The sequence below is a fragment of the Stenotrophomonas sp. NPDC077420 genome (genome assembly GCF_044543385.1).
In the GTDB taxonomy this organism is placed as follows: Bacteria; Pseudomonadota; Gammaproteobacteria; order Xanthomonadales; family Xanthomonadaceae; genus Stenotrophomonas.
Genome location: NZ_JBITVZ010000001.1, coordinates 321,891 through 341,989 on the forward strand (window position 1 = coordinate 321,891; position 20,099 = coordinate 341,989).

Annotated in this window: 17 protein-coding genes and 1 other RNA gene; 11 read left to right on the top strand and 7 right to left on the bottom strand. The window is 69.7% G+C overall.

Annotation, left to right across the window (positions count from 1 at the left end; genetic code table 11):
- Positions 1–22: 22 nt before the first annotated feature.
- The 4 genes from ACIGII_RS01375 to ACIGII_RS01390 form a co-directional block, all read right to left on the bottom strand.
- Positions 23–2,431, bottom strand: a complete 2,409-nt coding sequence (locus ACIGII_RS01375) for an autotransporter outer membrane beta-barrel domain-containing protein (protein ID WP_399635465.1) — start codon at positions 2,429–2,431, stop codon at positions 23–25.
- Positions 2,432–2,661: 230 nt separating this feature from the next.
- The gene (locus ACIGII_RS01380) at positions 2,662–4,047 is read right to left on the bottom strand and encodes an FAD-binding oxidoreductase (protein WP_399635462.1); all 1,386 of its coding nucleotides are present in this window, start codon (positions 4,045–4,047) and stop codon (positions 2,662–2,664) included.
- 45 nt (positions 4,048–4,092) lie between these two features.
- A complete protein-coding gene (locus tag ACIGII_RS01385; RefSeq protein WP_399635459.1) occupies positions 4,093–4,470 on the bottom strand; it encodes a YraN family protein in 378 nt (125 codons plus the stop codon).
- A gap of 4 nt (positions 4,471–4,474) precedes the next feature.
- On the bottom strand, positions 4,475–6,196 hold the full coding sequence (locus tag ACIGII_RS01390; RefSeq protein ID WP_399635457.1) for a penicillin-binding protein activator: 1,722 nt from the start codon (positions 6,194–6,196) through the stop codon (positions 4,475–4,477).
- 68 nt (positions 6,197–6,264) lie between these two features.
- Here ACIGII_RS01390 and rsmI point away from each other — a divergent pair, with 68 nt between their 5' ends.
- Entirely contained in the window at positions 6,265–7,086 is an 822-nt protein-coding gene (gene rsmI / locus ACIGII_RS01395) for a 16S rRNA (cytidine(1402)-2'-O)-methyltransferase (RefSeq protein WP_399635454.1), read from the top strand.
- Here the strand turns inward: rsmI and ACIGII_RS01400 are convergent.
- Complete coding sequence (locus ACIGII_RS01400; RefSeq protein WP_399635451.1) at positions 7,074–7,982, bottom strand: hypothetical protein; 909 nt, start codon at positions 7,980–7,982, stop codon at positions 7,074–7,076. The genes rsmI and ACIGII_RS01400 overlap by 13 nt on opposite strands.
- A gap of 128 nt (positions 7,983–8,110) precedes the next feature.
- Between ACIGII_RS01400 and rnpB the strand changes: the two genes are divergently transcribed.
- An RNA gene (gene rnpB / locus ACIGII_RS01405) (RNase P RNA component class A) lies at positions 8,111–8,462 on the top strand.
- 33 nt (positions 8,463–8,495) lie between these two features.
- Here rnpB and ACIGII_RS01410 read toward each other — a convergent pair.
- Together ACIGII_RS01410 and ACIGII_RS01415 are read right to left on the bottom strand one after the other, a co-directional pair.
- Positions 8,496–8,996, bottom strand: coding sequence for a DM13 domain-containing protein (locus tag ACIGII_RS01410; RefSeq protein ID WP_399635448.1), 501 nt, complete (start codon positions 8,994–8,996; stop codon positions 8,496–8,498).
- Between the two features lie 101 nt (positions 8,997–9,097).
- Positions 9,098–9,889, bottom strand: a complete 792-nt coding sequence (locus ACIGII_RS01415; protein ID WP_399635445.1) for an NRDE family protein — start codon at positions 9,887–9,889, stop codon at positions 9,098–9,100.
- 324 nt (positions 9,890–10,213) lie between these two features.
- On the opposite strand from ACIGII_RS01415, the gene ACIGII_RS01420 reads away from it, so the two are divergent.
- From ACIGII_RS01420 to murG, 9 genes are read left to right on the top strand one after another with little or no spacing between them, the layout of a single operon-like run.
- Positions 10,214–10,660, top strand: coding sequence for a division/cell wall cluster transcriptional repressor MraZ (locus ACIGII_RS01420; RefSeq protein ID WP_214905328.1), 447 nt, complete (start codon positions 10,214–10,216; stop codon positions 10,658–10,660).
- Between the two features lie 14 nt (positions 10,661–10,674).
- Positions 10,675–11,643: a 16S rRNA (cytosine(1402)-N(4))-methyltransferase RsmH gene (gene rsmH / locus ACIGII_RS01425; protein ID WP_399635441.1), complete on the top strand. Its 969-nt coding sequence runs from the start codon at positions 10,675–10,677 to the stop codon at positions 11,641–11,643.
- The gene (gene ftsL / locus ACIGII_RS01430; protein ID WP_068849221.1) at positions 11,640–11,903 is read left to right on the top strand and encodes a cell division protein FtsL; all 264 of its coding nucleotides are present in this window, start codon (positions 11,640–11,642) and stop codon (positions 11,901–11,903) included. Before rsmH ends, ftsL begins: the two co-directional genes overlap by 4 nt.
- The gene (locus tag ACIGII_RS01435) at positions 11,900–13,747 is read left to right on the top strand and encodes a peptidoglycan D,D-transpeptidase FtsI family protein (RefSeq protein ID WP_399635439.1); all 1,848 of its coding nucleotides are present in this window, start codon (positions 11,900–11,902) and stop codon (positions 13,745–13,747) included. The genes ftsL and ACIGII_RS01435 overlap by 4 nt, the downstream gene beginning before the upstream one ends.
- Positions 13,744–15,222, top strand: a complete 1,479-nt coding sequence (locus ACIGII_RS01440; protein ID WP_399635437.1) for a UDP-N-acetylmuramoyl-L-alanyl-D-glutamate--2,6-diaminopimelate ligase — start codon at positions 13,744–13,746, stop codon at positions 15,220–15,222. The genes ACIGII_RS01435 and ACIGII_RS01440 overlap by 4 nt, the downstream gene beginning before the upstream one ends.
- Positions 15,219–16,613 carry a UDP-N-acetylmuramoyl-tripeptide--D-alanyl-D-alanine ligase gene (gene murF, locus ACIGII_RS01445; protein WP_399635435.1) on the top strand — a complete coding sequence of 465 codons (1,395 nt, stop codon included), beginning with the start codon at positions 15,219–15,221 and terminating at the stop codon, positions 16,611–16,613. The genes ACIGII_RS01440 and murF overlap by 4 nt, the downstream gene beginning before the upstream one ends.
- Positions 16,603–17,688: a phospho-N-acetylmuramoyl-pentapeptide-transferase gene (mraY, locus tag ACIGII_RS01450; RefSeq protein ID WP_399657380.1), complete on the top strand. Its 1,086-nt coding sequence runs from the start codon at positions 16,603–16,605 to the stop codon at positions 17,686–17,688. The genes murF and mraY overlap by 11 nt, the downstream gene beginning before the upstream one ends.
- A complete protein-coding gene (ftsW, locus tag ACIGII_RS01455) occupies positions 17,688–19,001 on the top strand; it encodes a putative lipid II flippase FtsW (protein ID WP_399635430.1) in 1,314 nt (437 codons plus the stop codon). Before mraY ends, ftsW begins: the two co-directional genes overlap by 1 nt.
- Complete coding sequence (murG, locus tag ACIGII_RS01460) at positions 18,998–20,083, top strand: undecaprenyldiphospho-muramoylpentapeptide beta-N-acetylglucosaminyltransferase (RefSeq protein WP_399635429.1); 1,086 nt, start codon at positions 18,998–19,000, stop codon at positions 20,081–20,083. The genes ftsW and murG overlap by 4 nt, the downstream gene beginning before the upstream one ends.
- Positions 20,084–20,099: the final 16 nt, after the last annotated feature.

Genomic DNA, 20,099 nt, shown 5'->3' on the forward strand with positions numbered 1-20,099 from the left:
GGGGGAGGAGGAAAGCGCCGGGTTACCAGCGATAGCGCAGGCGCAGGTGGGCAGTGGATTCGCGGTAGCCACCGTCGCCGCGCAGGTGGCCGACACCGGCCGTGGCCGACACGCCGGTGCGGCCGTCCACGCGCAGGCCTGCATCGAGTCCGTGCCGGGTGCGCGGCGCGTTGGCGTCGAGCGCGTCACCGTCGAACGTCACACCGTCCAGATCGCCTTCGCGGTAAGCGGTACCGGCCAGGTAAGGCTGCAGCCGGGTGCCATCTCCCAGCGCAAGCGTGCCCTGCAGGCGCAGCGCGATACGCGTGGAGAACGCGTCGTCGCCCAGGCTGCGCACCTGCGTGCCATTCGCCTCGCGGTGATCGTCGATCGCTGCGTCGGTATGGAACAGCTGCAGCTCGGGCTGCAGCGCCACGGCCATGCCGGCCAGCGTGCCCAGCTGCATGCGGTAGCCCGCTTCCAGCGACGACTGCCATGCCCTTGCGCGGTAGCGCTCAAGGGCAAGCCCGTCACCCTCGACACGGTTGCCGAAGCGGCCATGCTGCAGCGAGGCATCCAGGTACAGTGCGTCGTTGTCCCAGCTGGCATGGACGCCAGCGGCGCCGCCGGTGACGGTGCCGCGCGCGCTGTAGCCGGTGATGGACGAGCGTGAGCGCGCCTCCGAGCGGACCGCGGTCAGCATCGCGCCGATGCGGCCGCGGCCGGCGGCGAAGGTGCCGATGTCCGTGCCCAGCTGCAGCCGCGAGCGGTCCTGGGTCAGTGCAAGCTGGTCGGATACCGGGCGCAGGCGGGCCTGGGCGGTATCCACCGACGCCCACACCCGTGGCCCGGTGGCGCTGGACCCGGGGGCAGGGCGCTCGCGCCCGCTGTGGCGCAGCAGGTGGTGCACGGCAAACTGGTTGGCGAGGTACGCGCCGGCTTCAGGCCGCAGCAGCGGCGCCGGTACGGGATCGCCCGGCTCGCCGGGATCCACGGGTGCTTCCGGATCCAGCGGCGGGTCGGGATCCGCCGGTTGTTCGGGATCGACCGGTTCATCGGGATCCACCGGATCCGTCGGCGTGCAGCCGGGCAGGCTCGGGTCGACGCTGCAGGGGTTGGTCGGCGGCACCTGCTCGGAGCGCAGGTACCAGCTGCCATCGCCGCCCTTGACCAGGAAATACTCATACTGGCCCCCGATCGCGCGGCCGATCAGATCGAAGTGGGCATGCGAGGCGCCCTGGATATCGATCAGTTCGATGCCGTGCGCGGTCTGCGCACCGGCACCGCCGGCATTCAAGACGCGGACCCCGGCGCGTCCCTCGGCGTCGCCCTGGATCACCAGGCGGTCGGTGGCGGAATGGTCATCGCCCAACGCCGCGTTGAACAGCAGGCTGCCGCCGTCGCCGACGAACCGATCCACGGTGAGGGTATGGAACCCGGCACCGTTGCCCAGCGCCACGCTGCCGCCGGCATCCAGCCGCAGATGGCCGACGTTGCTGTCGCCGGTCAGCTGCCACTGGCTGCCGGTGCCGATCGCCGCCGAGGCGACGTTGAAGAAGCGGCCCTGCAGGCGGGCGTTGTTGCGCAGCGTGACCGCCACGTCGATGTCGGCGTTGGCGTTGTCCACGCGGAGGTTGCCCGCCAGCTGCGCGTCGTCCACGGCGAAGTCGATCGTGCGCTTGCCGTTGTCGGCCCGACCCTGGGCCAGCAGCAGGTTGCCGTCACCGGCGAACAGCTGCGCGCCATTGGCGATCTCGATGCTGTAGTGGCGATCGCTTTCAGCGCGGTAGCGGCTGTCGACGTGGATGGCGGCGCCGCGACCGGAGCGCAGGGTGGCGTTGTCCACGCGCAGGTGCCCGCTTCCTTCGCCCATCAGCGGCATCAACAGCACGCCCACGTTGGCGGCTTCGATATGCGAACCATTGAGGATGTCGACGCGGCCGTGGTCCATGCGCACCCCCAGTCCGGAGGAGTTGTCGGCATTGCCCTCGACATCGCGTACCTCGACACGGGTTGCATCAAGCACGGCGTGCATCAGCCCGGGCGCGGAGCCCGGATAGCCCAGCAGGCTCACCCCGATGCTGGCGCCGCGGAAGTCGGCGCCCAGGTGGGTCATCAGGATGCGACTGTCGCGCAGGATCGCGGTGGAGGCGCCTTCCAGCCATACCCCGCCGCCCACGAAGCGGCTGCCGGAGGCGTTCAGTGACGCGCCGCCATGCAGGCGCACGGTGCTGTCGCTGTAGGCATTGCGGGTGACCTCCGCCCCCGACAGGGTCACCTCGGAGCCACTGAAGGCCTCGATGCCCCGCGAGCGCCCGAGATGCACCACCAGGCGGGCGCCATTGCGCAGGGTCCAGTCTTCGGCGGCATCGTCGGCGCCGACCAGCGCTGATTCGGCATCGAGTTCGCGGGCGCCCAGGTCGCGGGTGGGAAGGGTCAGCAGGGCCAGCATGACGCTGCATGCCAGCGGGCGGAGAGGAAGGGAAGGGCAGCTACGGCGGGGGGTCATTGTTCGGCATTCTGTGGGGGGGGCGGTGGACGTGCAGGCAGCCTCCGTCGCACATGCCGTGGGCATGCGCGGATGGGTATCGGGAGGGGGTGTCCAACGGGCGACAAGGATGGGCAGTCGATAGACGCAGGCCCATGCAAACAATTGCAAACGATCACACTTCTGCAGGGGCCCTACGCGGGCGGCAGGACCTTGCCCGGGTTGAGGACCCCATCCGGATCCAGCGCGTGCTTGATCGCGCGCATCGCGGCCAACGTGGCCGGGGTGAAGGCCTGCGCCATGAAATCGCGCTTGGCCAGCCCGATCCCGTGCTCGCCCGAGAGCGTGCCGCCCAGTGCCAGGGTCAGCGCGAACACCCGGGGCAGTGCGGCATGGGCGCGCGCATTCTCGTCGGCATCGTCGGGGTGATACAGGATATTGACGTGCAGGTTGCCGTTGCCGGCATGGCCGAAGGTGACAATGGTCAGCGCGTATTCCCGGGCCAGCGCCTGCACCCCGGCCACCAGTTCGGGAATGCGCGACACCGGCACCACCACGTCTTCGTTGATCTTGCCCGGGGCGATGCTGCGCAGCGCGGGCGACAGGGCCTTGCGTGCGGCCCACAGTTTTTCGCGTGCGCTGCCTTCCATGGCCACGTCCAGGGCGAGCATGCCGTCGCCTTCTGCAGCGGTGGCCAGGGCCTGCAGCAGATAAGGCAGGGTGTCGTGGTCGCCGTCGGCTTCCACCAGCAGCATGGCGCCGGCGTCCGGAACCTCGGCGCCATTGCGGCGCAGCAGGTCCAGGCTGCGTGCATCCATGAATTCCAGGCGGGTGGGCACCACGGGTTGCCCCATCAGGCGGGACACCGCCGCCGCCGCCGCATCCGCGTCGCGGTACAGCACGCGCAGGCCGGCCTGGGTTACCGGCACCGGAGTGAGTTTCAACGTGGCTTCCACGATCAACGCCAGCGTGCCTTCGCTGCCTACCAGCAGGTGGGTCAGGTCGTAGCCCGTGGCGTCCTTGGTGTAAGCACCACCGCACTGGATGATGTCGCCTGCGCCGGTCACGGCCACCAGTCCCAGCACGTTGTCGCGGCTGGTGCCGTACTTCACCGCGCGTGGCCCCCCGGCATTGCAGGCCAGGTTGCCGCCAATGCTGCAGATGTCCGCGCTGGACGGGTCCGGCGCCCAGAACAGGCCATGTTCGACCAGCGCCTGCTGCAGGTCGCCGTTGAGCACGCCCGGCTCCACCACCGCGCAGCGGTTGCCGGGCTGGATGTCGAGGATGCGGTTCATGCGCGCGAACGACAGCACGATGCTGCCATTCACCGGGACCGCCGCCCCGGTCGTACCGGTGCCGGCGCCACGTGCCACCACCGGCACGCCATGCGCGCGGCAGGCCCGCACCACCTGCACCACCTGGTCGCGGTCGCGCGGCAGGGCCACGCCGCCGGGCAATGCATGCCGCCACGAATTGTCCTGCGCGTGCGCCGCCAACGCGGCGGCGTCGGTGCGCCAGCCCTCCTCACCCAGCAGGCTGAGCAGGGTCGCTGAAAACGCGGCAGGCAAGGTCATGGTCATCACAGGCTCCCGGTAGCGCCGGCCGTGGGCCGGCCTTCCAGATCATCAGACAACACCGCAATCCTCCAGCCGAAACGCATCGCGCAGCCAGTTCAACCGCGGCGGTTCACCACTGGCCTCCACCACATCGAAGCGGCAGGCGCCTTGCGCCAGGTCCGGGTGCGACAGCAGGAACAAGCGGGCCGCCAGCACCAGCTTGCGCCGCTTGCGCAGGTCCACCGACGCCGCACCGCCGCCGTAACGCGCATCGGCGCGGTAGCGCACCTCCACGAACACCGTGGTGCCACCGTCGCGCATCACCAGGTCCAGCTCGCCGCCCCGGTAACGCACGTTGCGGGCGATCGGGCGGAGCCCGGCATTGCGCAGATGCTGAAGCGCGGCGGTTTCCACCGCTGCGCCACGCCGGGCCCGCGCGGTGGGCACGGCCTCAGTTGCTGCTGGCCACCGGCATCGGACGGCCACCGCTGAAGGTCGACCATGCCGGCACCCGCAGCACGTTGCCATTGCTGTCCAGGAACAGGGTGCCGGTGGCACCGGCCAGGCCGCCTTCGTTGGCGACCTTGTCCAGGTAGGCGCTGATCTTCCACGCGTCGAAACCGAAGGCGAACAGGCGACCGGCCGCGCCGCGCGCGGTCGGCAGCATCTGCGCGGCCGTGCTGGCCGACGGCAGGCCGGCCACGCCGCGCACGTTCCAGGCTTCGTTCGGATAGACGATGCCGTCCAGCGCCATGTCTTCTTCCGGTTTGCCGGTGCCCAGGGTGAGCTGCGAGGTGCCAACGCGGGTGGCGCCACCTACGCCGGCCAGCGCCAGCTGCGGCGCCAGTGCGCGTGCCTGCGGTGCCTTGACCGCCAGCAGCACGCCATCCACCGCACCGGCGGCCCGCACCTGCGCGCCAACGTCGCCGACGGCGTCGTTCACGCCCACGGTGGCCACCACCTGGCCCCCGCGCTGGGCGAAGCGTTCGCGGAACGCCGCCGCGGTGCGGCGGCCGTTGTCGTCATTGCTGTGGATCACCAGCACCTTGCTGCGTTCACGGCTGCGCAGGAATTCGGCGGCGATGATGCCGTCGTCCTCCGGGGCCAGCGAGAATCCGGCGCTGCCGGCCGGCGGGCTGCTCTTGCCACGGTTCAGTGCCAGTACCGGCACCGGCAGGTCGCTGCGCCCGAACACCGCGTCCACTTCGTCGCGGCCGAGCGGGCCGACGATGAAGTCCGCACCCGCTGCCACCGCCTTGTCGTAAGCGGCCACGGCGCCGGTCGGGGTGCCGGCGGTGTCGATGAACTGGATGTCCGGACGTTGCCGGCCTTCACCGTAGTAACCGCTGAGCAGGCCGTCGCGCACCGGCTGCGCGGCAGTGGCGAGGCGGCCGCTGAGCGGCAGCAGCACCGCCATCTTAACGGGCGGGCGGTAGCCGTCGGCCATCGCCGGCGGACGCTTGCTGGTGTCGAACTGGGCCACGCCGTCGCGATCGAACGGGCGCGGCAGCGGCAGGCCCCGCGCGATCAGCGCGCGGCCGGCGAAGTTGTAGAGCGGCTCGTTGGCCGGCAGCGCGGCGGCGCGGGTGCGCAGGGTGGCATCGTCGAGGCGGCCGAGCAGGCCGGCGATGGCCTGCTGGTTGTCGGCGCGGGCCTGGCCGCTGAGCGCGGCGTGCGCGCGGGCGCGTTCGGTGGCTGCGCCGACCACGTCGCCGCTGGCCTCCAGCGCCGCGGCGCGCGCCAGCTGCCAGCGCGTGCGCAGCGGCGCGGCAACGGTGTCCGACGATTCCTTCAGGAAGGCCAGCGCCTGTGCCGGCTGCTTGTCGGCCAGGGCCAGCTCGGCGCTGGTCAGGTGGAAGCGCTGCAGGCTGGCGCCGCTGAGCTGGCGCGCGCTGACCTGGGCCAGCAGGGTGCGCGCACGGGCGCTGTCGCCGGCCTGGTGCCACGCGAACGCGGCATCGGCCAGTGCGGCGCTGCGCGCGTTGCCGCGCAGTGTGTTGGCCAGGGCCTCCAGCTGCACGGCTGCGTCACGCGGCTTGCCCTGGTCGATCAGCGCCAGCGCCTGGCTCTGCGCCGGCGACGCCGGGGCGCTGGTCAGGCTGGTCGTGGCGCAGCCGGCAAGCAGCAGCAGCGACAACGACAGGGCGGAGATCCGTGCGGCGGGCTTGTTCATCATCAGGTCCATTCGAGGGTGGCTCGTACACGTTAGGATTCTACCCTTGACCTGTGAGTGCCGTTGCGATGAGTGCTGTCCCCACGCTGTATGTCGTTGCCACCCCGATCGGCAACCTCGCCGACCTGACCCCGCGCGCCCAGGAGGTGCTGCGTTCGGTGGCCGCGATCTGTGCCGAGGACACCCGCCGCAGCGGCCAGCTGCTGGCCCATTTCGGCATCCAGCAGCCGCTGGTGGCCCTGCACGACCACAATGAAGAGGCGCTGGCGCAGCGCATCGTGGCGCGCCTGCAGGCCGGTGAATCGCTGGCCCTGGTCAGTGATGCGGGCACCCCGCTGGTCAGCGACCCGGGTTACCGGCTGGTGCGCGCCGCGCGCGAAGCGGGCATCCGGGTCAGCCCGGTGCCGGGCGCCTGCGCGGCCATCGCCGCGCTCAGCGTGGCCGGCCTGCCCAGCGACCGCTTCACCTTCGAAGGCTTCCTGCCGGCCAAGGGATCGGGTCGCCGCGAGCGCCTGCAGGCGTTGGCAGGGGAAACCCGCACCCTGGTGTTCTACGAATCCTCACACCGCATCGCGGAGTCGCTCGCCGACATGGTGGCCGCTTTTGGCCCGTCCCGGCCGGCGGTGCTGGCGCGGGAACTGACCAAGCTGTTCGAGACCGTGCTTGATGGCGACCTGGCCAGCCTGCTGCAGCAGGTCGAAGCCGACGACAACCAGCGCAAGGGCGAATTCGTGGTGATGGTGCAGGGCGCGGCGGACGACGAAGCGGCAACGCTTGCGCAGGGCCGCCGCCTGTACGCCAGGCTCAGCGAGCACCTGCCGCCCTCGACCGCGGCGAAACTGGCGGCAGAGTTGACCGGCGCCCCGCGCAAGGCCCTCTACGGCAGCTGAAGCCCGGGCGCATGGCCGCTGGCTTCCCTGGAGCGGGACAGGGAGATCAGCCGCTTCACCCGCGGGTCGTGCTGCTTCGCGCGCGCCATGTATTTCCAGGCCGGGTACTCCTTCGCGTAGCCGAAGCGGCGGCTGACCATGGCGGCATGCTGGTAGGCCTCTGCGTTCAAGCTGCGCAGGTGTTCGCGGCAGGCGTTGCGCGCCGCCCGTGCCGAGGGGCTGTCGTCATGTCCCAAGGTCGCGCCGAGCGCGGCGGTGGCCTGCTGCAGGGCGGTGGCGCGGGTGGAGGGCAGCAGCAGGTCCAGCGTCGGCGCGAAATCGCGCGTACCGGCAGCGCCGTCCGGGACGTCGGGGGCGTTGGCAGCAGCCGGTTGGGTCAGCCCCAGCCAGGCACGCACCGAGGGGGGGTGGCAGCCCACATCGCGCAGGACCCTGTCCAGCTGAAGGCGGTGCGGCGTGGACAGTTCGCCCAGGCGCAGCCGGCGCAGCACTTCGGTCAGTCCCGCGTGCTGGATGCGAAGTTTCAGTTTGTCCGGCTGCAGCCGTGCTCCCCGGTCCATGCCGCGCAGCCAGTGGTGCAGGGTGCCGCTGGTGTGTTGGGCCAGTGCAACCCGCAGCCGCGCCAGTTCCCCGATGGTCTCGATGACGCGTTGATGCCCGGACGGGATCGGGTCGCGGGTGGGACGCTGCGCCATCCATTGGCACAGGTAGGCATCTCCTGTCGCGATCCGCTCCATCAGCGCTGTCGAGGAAGGCGGACATGTGCCTGGTCCGGCGGACGGGGCGTTGCTGACGGTGTCCAGGGCAGCGGGAGCGGTGCGGATCGTGCGGGGCGTGACGTCTGTGACGGGGGCACGGAACGACACGGTGGCGGCGGGCGGTGCAGATCGGATCATGCGGACGCTCCAGGGGCGGTGCGGCAAGCGTGGACGCGCTGGCCGGCGGCGACTTCCAGAATTCCGCCGTGTTGACGGGCGGCAGCGTGCTGGTCACCTGCGACGTGCTGTGGGATGATGCCCCTGGCAGAGTCGGCCAGGCAGTCGCGTCATTCCTTCGGGAATGCCGAGGAAAGTCCGGGCTCCGCAGGGCAAGATGCCAGGTAACGCCTGGGCGGCGCGAGCCGACGGAAAGTGCAACAGAAAGATACCGCCTACGTTCCCTCCGGGGAGCCGGTAAGGGTGAAATGGTGCGGTAAGAGCGCACCGCGAGTCTGGCAACAGACCGGCACGGCAAACCCCATCTGGAGCAAGACCAAATAGGGTCCTCATGGCGCGGCCCGCGTCGGGACCGGGTAGGTTGCTTGAGCGCCACGGTGACGTGGCGCCTAGAAGAATGACTGTCCACGACAAAACCCGGCTTATCGGCCGGCTCTGCCGCTCAACCTCCGCAAGCGTGACGACCCACGGTCGTCACCTGCCGGTGGGATCGGCGTGCATGCGGTACTGGGCTGCCGAGATGAACTGCGAGAAGGCTTCGCACCAGACCACCACGGTGGTGTAGGTCTCCACGTCGACGCCGGCCGGGACGTCGAGCAGGAAGCGGTCGAAGGTCTTTACGTCGCCTATCAGCCGGGCGTCCTGCTTGATGCGCAGGAAATCGCTGCGGTTGTCCACGAATTCGCGCACCAGGTACACCTTGTAATCCGGACCGGGCGCCATGCGGCCGTCGAAGGCGATCTGCGTCGGGCTTACGCTGACCTTGCCGTCAGCCCAGTGCACGGGGTCGCTGCCTTTGAGGCTGCGCTCGAAGCGGGCGCGGTGCGCGCTGTCGTCGGCCATGGCCTCGGCCACGCGCGTGACGCTGGGGCCGTCAGGTGCGGTCAGGATCGGCAGCAGGTAGACGCCCGTGCCGAAGCCCACGGCGAGGGTCAGTGCATGGGTGGCGAGGAGCAGGGTCAGTCGGCGGTTCATCAGCAGGTTCCGGTCAGGGCGGCGCAGGTGCGTCGGTACCGGAAAAGAGCGGGCGGGCGCACGGATCGATGCGCGGTGCACGTCGATGCGTGCACTGGCGTTCACCCGGCAGCGGGGTTGGGCTGTGCTGCGGCAGCGCCGACGCTGAGCGCGGTGTCCCCGATGCAGGCGCCCGCGGGGTCGAAGCGGCGTTCGCGGATGAAGCCGTTTCCCTTGGCGTCCAGCGCGATCACGGTGCTGGCCCGGGTGCCGTAGTCGGCGCTGCGGATGAACGCCGGCGACAGCCAGCGTTCGCGCTCCAGGCCGATCCCGGTGTCGGGCAGGCGGCTGTCGTCGGCCCGGGTTTCGTCGGCCAACGCCGCCCACAACGGCGACAGGTCGTCGCGGCCGGCATCGACCCAGGCCTGCAGCGCGGCGTTCAAGGCCAGCGTTTTCGGCCACGGCGCGTCCAGCGGACCGTTGGACATGCCATGGATGCCCGGCCCCAGGGCCTGCCGTCGTAGCGGGTGGTTGCCCAGGAACTGGCAGCTGTCACGGTCGGCGAGCAACAGGTTGAACGGCGCGAAGGCGGCCGCATCGGCGGCCAGCGCGTCGGCGACGTGCGCCGCCGGCGTGGTCGCGCGCAGGTAGTCGGCGACCAGCGCCCCACGCGAGGGGCCGGTCTGCCGGGCCAGGGGATCGCGCACGTTGGTGACCACCGCCATGCGGCCATCGGCACCCACGCCGGCCCAGGTGCCGCCCGAACGCAGGTCGCGCCCGGCCAGCACGCCGTGGTCCGGCGCCGGCCACGCGGACAGCGCGGCGGTCGGACGCTGATGGAACTCGTCGCGGTTGCCGACCATCAGCAACTGCCAGCGGGGGTGGACCTTCCAGGCCAGGGCGAGCAGACACATGCCGCCATTGTGCCGAATCTGCGCAGTGGGAGGTGGGCCGCGACCCGGCGCGGACTGAATGCGGGGCAGGCTTTCACACCCCCTGCACAGGCCTGAACTTCGACCCAATCTCAAAAATTGAGACGAAACAGCAACTTGTGGATAAGCCTTGAACAAGTCTCTAAACATTGCTGCAAGCCCTTGATGTCCAAGGTGATTTCCGCTTCGCAAAACTGTTGACAACCCCATTGCCGCTGCTAAGGTGGGCAACAGAGGAGAAACCGGGTTTTTTGTGGTTTTTCGTGGTTCAATGTTTCATCCAGGCGAAGGAAAGGTGTACGCGTCGTGTTTCAGGGCGAGACGGCCATCACGGTTGACGACAAAGGACGCATGGCGGTTCCCACCGCGCATCGCGACCTGGTCGCGCGCGTGAGCAACAACCGCCTGGTCCTGACCTACAACCCCTTCGAATCCGGCTGCCTGTGGCTGTATGCCGAAGCGGAGTGGGAACGGGTCCGCGACGATGTCATGGCCAAGCCCAACACACAGCGCGTCGTGCGCCTGCTGCAACAGAAGCTGGTCGGTTCGGCCGCGCATCTGGAGCTGGACGGCAACGGTCGCATCAGTATTCCGGCCAGCCACCGCGGTGCCGTTGGCATTGAAAAGAAGGCGGTGTTGCTCGGCATGGGCGACAAATTTGAATTGTGGAGCGAGCAGGCTCATCGCGCATTGATCCAGCAGACCTTGTCTGACGGGGATCTGGGCGATGGGTTGCTCGACCTGAAGTTGTGAGCCGGGGTGCCCGGATGCGCGGAGGCGCGCAGGCCGGTCACCTTCCGGTGTCGCAGTCGCCGGCGGGCCACCTGCCGGTCCTGTACACGCAGGTCCTGGACGGCCTGAGGGTGATCGAAAACGGAACGTATCTCGATGGCACGTTTGGTCGTGGCGGCCACGCCCGCGGCGTGCTCGAGCAACTCGGTCCTGGAGGCCGGCTGCTGGTCATGGACAAGGATCCGGAAGCCATCGCGGTAGCGCAGCGCGATTTCGCGCCGGACCCGCGTGTCTCGATCTTCCGTGGCAGCTTCGCCGACCTGCTGCACTGGACTGCCACCGCCGAGGGCCTGGACGGGGTGCTGTTCGACCTGGGCGTGTCCTCGCCGCAGCTGGACGTGGCCGAGCGTGGTTTCAGCTTCGGCAAGGACGGCCCGCTGGACATGCGCATGGACCCGGACAGCGGTGAAAGCGCCGCGCACTGGCTCAACCGCGTCGAAGAGCGCGAGCTGATGGACGTGCTCTGGACCTATGGCGAAGAACGCCAGGGGCGCCGCATCGCGCGGGCGATCATCGCGCGCCGCGACAAGCAGCCGTTCACCCGCACCGCAGAGCTGGCCGACCTGATCGCGTCGGTGATGCCGCGTGGCAAGGACAAGATCCACCCGGCCACGCGCAGCTTCCAGGCCATCCGCATCCACATCAACCGCGAACTGGCCGACCTCGAAGCCGGGCTCGACGCGGCGATGGCGCGCCTGAAGCCGGGCGGCCGACTGGCGGTGATCAGCTTCCACTCGCTGGAAGATCGCATCGTCAAGCAGTACATGAACCGCCACGCCAAGGCGCCGCCAAGCAACCGCCGCCTGCCCGAGCTGGCCGCGTTCGTGCCGACCCTGGACCTGGTCGGCGGCGCGATCAAGGCCGAGGATGACGAGCTGGCGGTCAACCCGCGCTCGCGCAGCGCGGTGCTGCGCGTGGCCGAAAAGCGTGCGGTGGCCGGATGAGCCGCCTGCTGCTGGTCGTGCTGCTGGCCTGCACCATCGCCTCGGCGATCGGTGTGGTGTTCATGCGCCACCGTCACCGGCAGACCTTCGTCGAACTGTCGCGGGTGGAGCGTGCCCGCGACGAACTGAACATTGAATTCGGCCGCCTGCAGCTGGAGCAGGCAACCCTGGCCGAGGCCACCCGCGTCGACCGCGTGGCGCGCGAGCGGCTGGGCATGAAGTTCCCCGAAGCGGCCGATGTCGTGGTGGTGCGGCCATGAACAAGACCGGCCGCAACCGTACGCGCAACAGCTTCAACCTGCGCCAGCGCCTGAAGTGGGTCGGGCTGGCGCTGGGCCTGTGCTCGGTGTCGCTGGTTGGCCGCGCGGCCTACGTGCAGCTGGTCAACAGCGATTTCTACCAGCGCCAGGGTGAAGCGCGTTACCTGCGCGAACTGCCGATCAATACCTCGCGCGGCATGATCACCGACCGCAATGGCGAGCCGGTGGCGGTGTCGACCCCGGTCGCCTCGATCTGGGTCAATCCGCAGGAGCTGATGCGCACGCCCGACCGCATTCCGGAGCTGGCCACCGCGCTGGGCATGCCGCTGGACGACCTGACCTCCAAGCTGAGCCAGAAGGCCGACAAGGAGTTCATGTACCTGCGCCGCCGGATCAACCCGGACGACGCAGAGAAAGTGGTGGCGCTGAAGATTCCCGGCGTGGCCTCGCAGCGCGAATTCCGCCGCTTCTACCCGCAGGGCGAGGCGATGGCGCACGTGCTGGGCTTCACCAACATCGATGATCGTGGCCAGGAAGGGCTGGAGCTGGCCTTCGACGAATGGCTGCGCGGCAAGGCCGGCGCCAAGCGGGTGATCCGCAACCGCAAGGGCGACACGGTCGAAAGCGACCTGCTGCGCGCGGCCGAGCCGGGCAAGGACCTGACCCTCAGCATCGACCGTCGCATCCAGTTCCTGGCGTTCAAGGAGCTGCGCAACGCGCTGATCGAGAACAAGGCGGCCGGCGGTTCGATGGTGATCATGGACGTGGCGACCGGCGAAGTCCTGGCCATGGTCAACCTGCCGACCTACAACCCCAATGCAGTGGGAGGCGCCGCGCCGGACACCCGCCGCAACCGCGCGGTGACCGACCTGGTCGAGCCCGGCTCGACCATGAAGCCGCTGACCATCGCCTCGGCGCTGCAGTCCGGCGTGGTCACCAAGGACACCACGGTCGACACCAACCCGGGCTACATGGCGATCGGCCGCTATACGATCAAGGACGTGCCGCGCAACAACGGCGTACTCAACGTCACCGGCGTGATCACCCGCAGCTCCAACATCGGCGCGGCCAAGATCGCCGCGAAGATGCCCGACCAGGTGTTCTACGACCACGTGCACAGCTTCGGCTACGGCTCGTCGCCGCACAGTGGCTTCCCCGGCGAATCGGCCGGCGTGTTCCCGCGCCCGGCGCGCTGGAGCGGCTCCTCCAAGACCACCATGTCCTACGGCTACGGCCTGAACGTGACTCCCCTGCAGATCGCCACGGCGTACTCGGCGCTGGGCAACGGCGGCAAGCTGATCGCGCCGACCTTCGTCAAGGGCCAGCGCAACGAAGGCAAGCAGATCATCGACGAAAACGTCGCCCGCGAAGTGGTGGCGATGATGGAAACGGTGGTCACCCAGGGCGGCGCCAAGCAGGCGGCCGTGCTCGGTTACCACGTGGCCGGCAAGACCGGTACCGCGCGCAAGGCCGGCCCGGGTGGGTATGAGCGTGGCCACTACAACGCGCTGTTCGCCGGCGTGGTGCCGGCCAGCAACCCGCGCTTTGCCACCGTCATCGTCATCAACGACCCGCAGGCCGGCAAGTACTACGGCGGGCTGGTCTCGGCGCCGGTGTTCCACAACGTCATGGAAGGCGCGCTGCGCCTGATGGACGTGCCGCCGGACGACATCGATTCCTGGCTGGCCGCGCAGCAGTCGGGAAAGATGGGCCACGCCGCCGCCTCGCTGCCGTCGCCGCCGCCGGCCGAGGCCGTGGTCGCGCCCGACGCCGCCGCCGAATTCGATGCCGCGCTGCCTACCGCGCACGCCACGGTGCCGCCCGCGCAGGGAGGCACGCAATGAGCCAGATGATGTTGCTTTCGCAGTTGCTTCCCGACGTGGTGCTGAGCCACGACCCGTCCATCACCGGCCTGGTGCTCGACAGCCGCGCCGTGCGCCCGGGCAACGCCTTCGTGGCCATCGCCGGCTTCGGCGCGCACGGGCTGGGCTTCGTCGACCAGGCCCGCGCCGCGGGTGCGGGCGCGATCCTGTTCGAGCCACCGGCCCCGGCGGAGCTGCCTGCACCGGCCGACGCCATTGCCGTTCCCGGCCTGCGCGCGCGCATGGGCGGCATGGCCGATCAATTCCACGGCCATCCCTCGCGCGCGATGACCATGGTCGGTGTGACCGGCACCAATGGAAAAACGTCCACCGTGCAGCTGCTGGCCCAGGCCTGGCACCTGCTGGGCACGCCCAGCGGCAGCATCGGCACGCTCGGCGTGGGCCTGTACGGCCACGTGGTGCCGACCGGCTTCACCACGCCGCTGGTGCTGCAGATGCATGAAGTGCTGGCGCAGTTGCGTGACCAGGGCGCCAGGGCCGTGGCCATGGAAGTGAGCTCGCATGCGCTCGACCAAGGCCGCGTGGATGCCGTGCACTACGACGTGGCGGTGTTCACCAACCTCACCCGCGACCATCTCGATTACCACGGCGACATGGCCCAGTACGGCGCGGCCAAGGCCAAGCTGTTCCACCGCGACGGCCTGAAGGCCGCAGTGGTGAACCTGGATGACAGTTTCGGCAGCGAACTGCTGCGCACGGTCGATGCCGGTGTCGCCCGGATAGGGGTCAGCTCGCGCGGTGCGCAGCAGGCCACGCTGCGCGCCGACTCGCTCAAGCTCGACGGCCGTGGCATTGCCTTCGACCTGCTGGTCGATGGTGCACGCCACCCGGTGCAGTCGCCGCTGCTGGGCCGCTTCAACGTGGACAACCTGCTGGCCGTGGCCGGCGTGCTGCACGCGCTGGGCCATGCCCCCGAGGCGATCGCCGCGCTGGTGTCGCAGCTGCAGCCGATCGCCGGGCGCATGAACCGCCTCGGCGGCGAGCGCGGCCTGCCGACCGTGGTGGTCGACTACGCGCATACCCCCGATGCATTGGAGCAGGCCCTGCAGAGCCTGCAGGGCCACCTGCAGGGCAGGCTGTTCTGCGTGTTCGGCTGCGGCGGCGAACGCGACGCGGGCAAGCGCCCGCAGATGGCGGCCATCGCCGAACGCCTGGCCCAGCAGGTGATCGTCACCGACGACAATCCGCGCGGCGAGGATGGCGACGCCATCGTGGCCGACATCCTGGCTGGTTTCACTGCACCCGACGCGGTCACCGTGCAGCGCAACCGCGCGCGCGCGATCGGCCTGGCGGTGAAGCTGGCCGGTCCTGGCGACATCGTGCTGCTGGCCGGCAAGGGCCATGAGCCCTATCAGGAAGTGCGCGGGGTCAGGCACGACTTCGACGACACCCTGGTGGCCGCTGCCGCGCTCAGCGCCAAGGAGGCCATCCTGTGAAGCGCACGCCGCTCTCGCTGATCGCCCATTGGGCCGGGGGTGACATCCATGGCGATGACACCGCCATCGACGCCATCAGCAACGACACCCGCACGTTGGCGCCGGGCAGCCTGTACGTCGCCCTGCGCGGCGAGCGGTTTGACGGGCATGACTTCGCCGCCGACGCGGTGGCCCGCGGGGCCAGCGCGATGCTGGTCGAACGCCTGCTCGAGGTGGCCGTGCCGCAGATCGTGGTCGGCGACAGCGAACATGCGCTGGGCCGCATCGCGGCCGGCATGCAGCGCGACCGCAGCGCGGCGGTGTTCGCCATCACCGGCAGCAACGGCAAGACCAGCGTCAAGAGCCTGCTGCTGGCGATCCTGGAGCAGGTCGCGCGCGAACGTGGCGCGGTGGTGTATGCCAACCCGGGCAACCGCAACAACGAGATCGGCCTGCCGCTGGCGGTGATCGATGCGCCGGAAGACGCCGACTTCGCCATCTACGAGATGGGTGCCGGCAAGCCGGGCGACATCGCCTACCTCACCGACATCGCGCGCCCGCAGTACGCGCTGGTCAACAACATCGCGCCGGCGCACCTGGAGCGGATGGGCAGCCTGCAGGGCGTGGCCAGCACCAAGGGCGCCATCTATGCCGCGCTGCCGGTCGACGGCGTGGCGGTGATCAACGCCGACGACGCCTTTGGCGCGTGGTTCGAACAGCACATCGTCGGCCAGCCGCCGCGCAGCCGCGTGCTGCGCTATGCGCTGGACCACAGTGCGGACGTCACCGCGCAGGCGATCCGACCGACCGCCGAGGGCAGCCAGTTCACCCTGGTCGCGCCCAGCGGTGCGGTCAGCATCGCGCTGGCGCTGCCCGGCCGGCACAACATCAGCAACGCGCTGGCGGCGGCGTCGCTGGCGTTGGCGGCCGGCATCGGCCTGGACAGCATCGCCGCCGGCCTGGCCCGCGCCGAGCCGGTACCCGGACGCCAGATCGCGCACCGCCTGCCCGGTGGCGCGGTGCTGATCGACGACAGCTACAACGCCAACCCCGGTTCGCTGGCCGCCGCCATCGATGCGCTGGCTGCAAGCCCCGACGAAGGCTGGCTGGTGCTGGGCGACATGCGCGAACTGGGTCCAGACGGCGAGGCGCTGCACGCGCAGGCCGGCCGGCGCGCACGCGAGGCGGGGCTCAAGCGCCTGTACACGCTGGGCACGCTGAGCGCGGCCGCATCGCAGGCCTTCGGCGAAGGCGGGCGCCACTTCCAGAGCCACGACGCGCTGGCCGCGGCGCTGGCCGATGAACTGCATGCTGGCTTGCGCTGCCTGGTCAAGGGCTCGCGCGGCAGCGCCATGGACAAGATTGTGAAAGCGCTGCTGGCGCGAGGAGAGGAAACCCCCCATGTTGCTTGAACTGGCCCGATGGCTGCAGCAGTTGGAAAGCCTGTTCGGCTTGTTCGGCTATCTGACCCTGCGTGGCATTCTTGCCGCGCTTACCGCGCTGTTCCTGTCGCTGTGGCTGGGCCCGGCGATGATCCGCAAGCTGGCCCAGTTCAAGGGCGGCCAGCCGATCCGTACCGACGGTCCGCAGACCCACTTCTCCAAGGCCGGCACCCCGACCATGGGCGGTTCGCTGATCCTGCTCACCATCACCCTGTCGGTGCTGCTGTGGGCCGACCTGCGCAACCGCTATGTGTGGGTGGTGCTGGCGGTGATGCTGTGCTTCGGCGCGATCGGCTGGTACGACGACTGGATCAAGATCGTGCGGCGCGACCCGAATGGACTGAAGTCGCGCTGGAAGTACCTGCTGCAGTCGATCTTCGGCCTGGCTGCCGGCCTGTTCCTGTTCTACACCGCCGACGTACCGGCGGCGCTGACCTTCTACATCCCGATGTTCAAGTCGGTGGCGCTGCCGCTGGCCGGGATCAGCTTCGTGGCCATCGCCTACTTCTGGATCGTCGGCTTCTCCAACGCGGTCAACCTGACCGACGGCCTGGACGGCCTGGCGATCATGCCGACCGTGCTGGTGGCCTGCGCACTGGGCGTGTTCGCCTATGCGTCGGGCAACGTGGTGTTCTCCAATTACCTGCAGATCCCGCAGATCCCCGGCGCGGGTGAACTGGTGATCATCTGCGCGGCGATCGCCGGCGCCGGGCTGGGCTTCCTCTGGTTCAATACCTACCCGGCGATGGTGTTCATGGGCGACATCGGTGCGCTGGCGCTCGGTGCGGTGCTGGGCACCATCGCGGTGATCACCCGCCAGGAGCTGGTGCTGGTGATCATGGGCGGCGTGTTCGTGATCGAAACGCTGTCGGTGATGATCCAGGTCGCCTCGTTCACGCGGACCGGCAAGCGCGTGTTCCGCATGGCGCCGATCCACCACCACTTCGAGCTGAAGGGCTGGCCCGAGCCGCGCGTGATCGTGCGCTTCTGGATCATCTCGGTGGTGCTGGTGCTGATCGGCCTGGCCACGTTGAAGGTGCGCTGATGAACGACCTGTCGCGCCAGGCAACCCGCCTTGAAGCCATCGGAGGCCACTTCGACAAGTGGCTGCTGGGCGCGATCATCGCGCTCACCGGGCTGGGCGTGGTGATGGTCGCGTCGAGCTCGATCGCGCTGATGAGCAGCCCGTTCTACTACCTCAACCGCCACCTCATCTTCCTGGCGGTAGGCATCGTGCTGGCGGCCATCGCCATGCGCACCGAGCTGAAGAGCATCGAGCAGTACAACCAGATGCTGCTGCTGGGCTGCTTCGCGCTGCTGGTGGTGGTGTTCATCCCCGGCCTGGGCAGCAGCGTCAACGGCGCGCGGCGCTGGATCAACCTGGGGTTCTCCAAGTTCCAGACCGTCGAAGCGGTGAAGGTGCTGTACATCGTGTGGCTGTCCAGTTACCTGGTGCGCTTCCGCGACGAGGTCAATGCGACCTGGCCGGCGATGCTCAAGCCGCTGGGCGTGGCCGGCGCGCTGGTGGTGCTGCTGCTGCTGCAGCCCGACTTCGGTTCCTCGACCCTGCTGCTGGCGATCACCGCCGGCATGCTGGTGCTGGGCGGGGTGAACCTGCCGCGCATGTCGATGCCGATCGTGTTCGGCCTGGTGGCGATGAGCGCGCTGGCGATCATCGAACCCTACCGCATGCGCCGCATCACCTCGTTCTGGGACCCGTGGGCCGACCAGCAGGGCGACGGCTACCAGCTCTCCAACGCGCTGATGGCGGTGGGCCGCGGCGAATGGACCGGGGTCGGCCTGGGCAACTCGGTGCAGAAGCTGTACTACCTGCCCGAGGCGCACACCGACTTCATCTTTTCGGTCACCGCCGAGGAGCTGGGCTTCGTCGGCACCTGCCTGATCGTGGCGCTGTATGCCCTGCTGGCCGGGCGCGCGTTCTGGATCGGCATGCGCTGCGTGGAAATGAAGCGCCACTTCTCCGGTTACATCGCCTTCGGCATCGGCCTGTGGGTGAGCATGCAGAGCTTCGTCTCGATCGGCGTGAACCTGGGGATCCTGCCGACCAAGGGCCTGACCCTGCCGCTGATCTCCTCGGGCGGCTCGAGCATCCTGATGACCTGCGTGGCGATGGGCCTGCTGCTGCGCGTGTCCTACGAACTGGACCGCGCCGAGCGCCGCCAGGCCGTGCGCATGGGGGCTGCCGACCTGGACGAGGCCGCACCGGTCGCGGCACCGGCCAGCGCCGGCGCCAGCGCCAGCGCCGCGACGCCGGCACCGGCGCATCGGGACAGCGCGCCGCGCGGCACCAGCCGCATGCAGCAGCGCATCGAACCGACCCTGGGGAGGATGGGATGAGCGCCCAGACCTCTCCGCGCCCGGTGCTGATCATGGCCGGTGGTACCGGTGGCCACATCTTCCCCGGCCTGGCCGTGGCCCGGGTACTGCGCGCGCGCGGCATTCCGGTGACCTGGCTGGGCAGCGAAGGCGGCATGGAAACCCGCCTGGTGCCGCAGCACGACCTCCACATCGACACGCTGGCGATCAGCGGCCTGCGCGGCAAGGGCAAGCTGGCCCTGCTGACCGCACCCGGGCGCCTGCTGCGCGCGGTGCGCGCCGCTGGCTTCCTGATCCGCGACCGCAATCCGCGCGCGGTGATCGCCTTCGGCGGCTTCGCCTCGGGTCCGGGCGGCCTGGCCGCGCGCCTGCACGGCCTGCCGCTGCTGGTGCACGAACAGAACCGCGCGCCGGGCCTGACCAACCGCGTGCTGTCGCGCTTTGCGCGGCGCGTGCTGACCGGCTTCCCGGGCAGCTTCGCCCAGCGCGAGGAAGCGGTGGGCAACCCGGTGCGTGCCGAGATCGCCGCGATTTCCGCCCCCGAACAGCGCCTGGCCGACCGCCACGGGCCGCTGCGCCTGCTGGTGCTGGGGGGCAGCCAGGGCGCACGCGCGCTCAACAACGCCGTGCCCAAGGCACTGGCCGCCATTGCCGGCGAGGTCGCCGTCGAGGTGCGCCACCAGAGCGGTGAAAAGCTGCATGCCGAAGCGCTGCAGGCGTACCAGGACGCTGGCGTTGCCGCGCAGGTGCAGCCGTTCATCGCCGACATGGCCGACGCTTTCGGCTGGGCCGACCTGGTGGTGTGCCGTTCCGGCGCGTCGACCCTGGCCGAGCTGTGCGCGGCCGGCGTCGGCAGCGTGCTGGTTCCGTTCGCGGCGGCGGTGGACGACCACCAGACCCGCAATGCCGAATACCTGGTCGAGCGTGGCGCGGCCGTGCTGCTGAAGCAGGACGACGCGCTCGCCCTGCAGCTGCAGCACGTGCTGCGCGACCTGGCCGCCAATCCCGCCCGTCGCATGCAGATGGCGGTTGCCGCGCGTGCGCTGGCCAAGGTCGATGCCGCCGAGCGCATCGCCGACATCATCCTCGAGGAATCCAAATGAACACCGCAACGCGAGG